Raw genomic sequence first — 2,909 nt, 5'->3', positions numbered from 1 at the left:
AAACATCTATATCTACTCTGTTTCTATGTCTATGCTTTTCAAAATCATAAACTATTCTTACCCTTACAGCGTCTGGGGCTACGTCTAAATCTTTTAAGTAATGTTTTAGTCTTTCAAGCTTATGTTCTGAATAGGCTTTGATAAAATCGGTAACTTCAATGTTTTTTCCGACATGTTCTACTTGCATGTTAGCCTCCTTTTTTTCTTTTTCTCGAATCGGGTATATTTAACTCTTCTCTATACTTTGTTACTGTTCTTCTTGCTACATGAATCCCTTCTTTTTTGAGTAAGTTTACTATGTCATTGTCGCTTAAAGGTTTTTTAGGGTCTTCATTTTCTATTAAATTCTGGATTAAGTATTTTACATGATCTGATGAAATATTTCCACTTTCTTTGCTAACTTTGTTTGAGAAGAATGCTTTTAAAGGCAATACTCCTATTGGAGTTTGTGCAAATTTATTTGACACAATTCTACTAATTGTAGATTCGTGTAATCCTATTTTTTGAGACACATCTTTTAAAGTAAGTGGTTTTAAACGTTCTTTTCCATAGAGTAAAAAATCTTTTTGATGTTCTACAAGAGTTTCTACTAATTTTCTTAGATTTTCCCTTCTTTGTTCTATGCCTCTAATTAAGCCAATAGCTTTTTGCAATTTTTCATACAAGAATTTTTTTGTTTCTTCGTTTATATCTTTTCTATTTAAAATTTTTTTGTATTGGTTCGTTAAATTAAGCTTTGGTAAGTCTTGTTCATTGATTACTATTTCAAAAGGATGGTCTTCATCGTTTGTTTCATATATAAAAATATCCGGCTCTACGTAATGTGCTTCAAAGTCTTCATATCCATAGAGCGGATAAGGTCTTAATGCTTTTATATTTAAAATAATCTCTTCAAGAGATTCTTCATCGATTTGATATTTTTTTAATAAATATTCTTTATCTTTGATTTTGTCTAAATCTTCTTGGATAATCTGCTCTGCTATGCTGTCTCTTCCAAATTTTTCTCTATATTCTGTAATTAAAAATTCTGTCAACGATTTAGCACCGAGTCCTGTTGGCTCAAGCTTCATTAATTTTTTTCTTATTTTTTCTACTGCTTCAATATCTACATTGTATTTTGATGCTATCTCGTTTAAGCTTTCTTGTGAAGCATACCCTTTCTCGTCTAAGTTATCTATAATATCTAATGCTATCTCTTTTTCTTTGCCATCAAATTCTAAATCTATCTGAAATTCTAAGGTTTTTAAAAGTGATGGCTTGTAAGTCAGTCTGTTTAACGGGTTTAGCTCTTCTCCATCTTCTCCATAAGAAACAGATAAATCTGTAAGTTTTTCTTGATAATCATTATTTATATGAATCTCTTCTTCTAAAAATGGATTTTCTTCAAGTTCATGAATGATTTCTTGAAGAAGTTCTTGCTTTGGCATCACCATTATATTAAGTTGATGTTTTAAACTAAGTGTAAGGTTTAGCTTATGCTGAAGCTTCAGTCCTAAGTTTTGTTTCATAGCTAATCCTTAAACCTGCTGAAGTATTGATCCAATTCTGGTCTAAGTTTTATTCCAACTCTTTCAAAACATTTTAATAATTCTTCATAAGCTCCATCTCCACCTAAGAAATCCCAAAATTCTTCTGCTACTTTAAGCTCGTTGTTTATATCAATCATTCCTTTAATAGTCCATCTTTCATAAGGTCTTGGATAATATGGATTATATGGTATTGCAATATAAGAATTTATCTTAGCATCAGGTTCTCGTTGTAGATATATGGCTATCCATTCCAATAAAGTTCTTTTAATTGTTTTAAACTCAGATATATTTGGTTTTGCCGTCTTTAAATCAAACATATGAACCATTCCATCTTTATCTTTCAAAAGGATGTCAACTTTAACAACCTTTGTTTTAACCAAATTCCCTGATTTTGCTACTTTTCTTATCCTTTCTATCTCTTCAAATTTATTAGGATTTCTTTGACCTGAGGCTAATTCGTCTATTATTTTTTGGATTTCTGCTTGTGCATGAGTACTTATTAGATTACCAACACGATATTGTTTATGTGCTTCAATAAAGTTTTTTCTTGAGAGAATTTCAGCCACTGGTTCAAAAATGGATGTTCCAAAGGTTGTATTTAATGAATGGATGAAAGAGTATAAAGCTATTCTATCTTTTCCTAAAAGCCTATAATGAAAAGGCATATAATTTGTTTCTGGCTCATATTCCCTTAACTTTCTTTTTATGCTATCCTCTATTGTTTTCTCGACTTCAACAATTTGCTTTTTATCTAAAAACATTTACTTCTCCTTAAGATGAAAAATCGACTCGGAATACAATTGATTCCTGTTTTTTTCTACTCTACATAGCACTGGTCTTTTAAATTCGTCTACTATTTTCATACCTGCAAGTTCTGCAATTTTTGGATATAAATTATATTTATCATTTGCAACTATAAATATATTGTAGTCTTCTTGTAAATATTTCTTACAGTTTATTAAAACCTCTGCTATATCTTTAATGTATGCTTCTTTCTGCCTTTTTCCTATTCCTTTCGATAAAGAACCTATTTCTAAGTCATCTTTCCTCTCAAATCCAAATATTTCATAAGCATATGCATGCTGTTCATGGTAGTCTATCAAACCAAGGTATGGTGGACTTGTAAATATTCCTCTAATTTTTTGTTTTTTTAGAATCTCAGCAAATCGTGGACTTTGTTTTTCTACTTCTGAAAAAATATCTATTTTTCTACTATCACCTGCAAGGCATATTTGAAGTGTATCTGTCCTGAGTTTGTCAAACTCTGTTAATCGTTTTAATGTATCGTCTGCATAGCATTGCCACCATTTAGAGATAGTAAAGACTGGTTTACATAATTTTCTATGTTTCTTACAATAATAAGTCGTATAAACAGGCTCT

At 30.2% G+C, this 2,909-nt stretch carries 3 protein-coding genes and 1 pseudogene; all 4 read right to left on the bottom strand.

Annotated features, from left to right (window positions below):
- Nucleotides 1–187, bottom strand: a 187-nt coding sequence (locus SULYE_RS07415; RefSeq protein WP_007548070.1) for an HPF/RaiA family ribosome-associated protein, incomplete at its 3' end; no start/stop codon positions are given.
- A gap of 1 nt (nt 188) precedes the next feature.
- Nucleotides 189–1,508 (bottom strand): RNA polymerase factor sigma-54, encoded by a 1,320-nt coding sequence (gene rpoN / locus SULYE_RS07410; protein ID WP_007548068.1) that lies wholly within the window; start codon nt 1,506–1,508, stop codon nt 189–191.
- 2 nt (nt 1,509–1,510) lie between these two features.
- Nucleotides 1,511–2,290 carry a TdeIII family type II restriction endonuclease gene (locus SULYE_RS07405; RefSeq protein ID WP_007548066.1) on the bottom strand — a complete coding sequence of 260 codons (780 nt, stop codon included), beginning with the start codon at nt 2,288–2,290 and terminating at the stop codon, nt 1,511–1,513.
- Nucleotides 2,291–2,909: pseudogene (locus tag SULYE_RS08455) on the bottom strand (site-specific DNA-methyltransferase); the annotation flags it as partial. It abuts the gene before it with no gap.

This window comes from Sulfurihydrogenibium yellowstonense SS-5, assembly GCF_000173615.1.
Taxonomy (GTDB): domain Bacteria; phylum Aquificota; class Aquificia; order Aquificales; family Hydrogenothermaceae; genus Sulfurihydrogenibium; species Sulfurihydrogenibium yellowstonense.
The sequence above is the reverse complement of the archived record's forward strand: the minus strand, read 5'-3'. Positions and strand labels throughout refer to the sequence as shown.

Bases quoted from the DNA above. Each gene is read 5' to 3' on its own strand.
- rpoN (WP_007548068.1), bottom strand. From the start codon at position 1,508: ATGAAACAAAACTTAGGACTGAAGCTTCAGCATAAGCTAAACCTTACA.
- SULYE_RS07405 (WP_007548066.1), bottom strand. From the start codon at position 2,290: ATGTTTTTAGATAAAAAGCAAATTGTTGAAGTCGAGAAAACAATAGAG.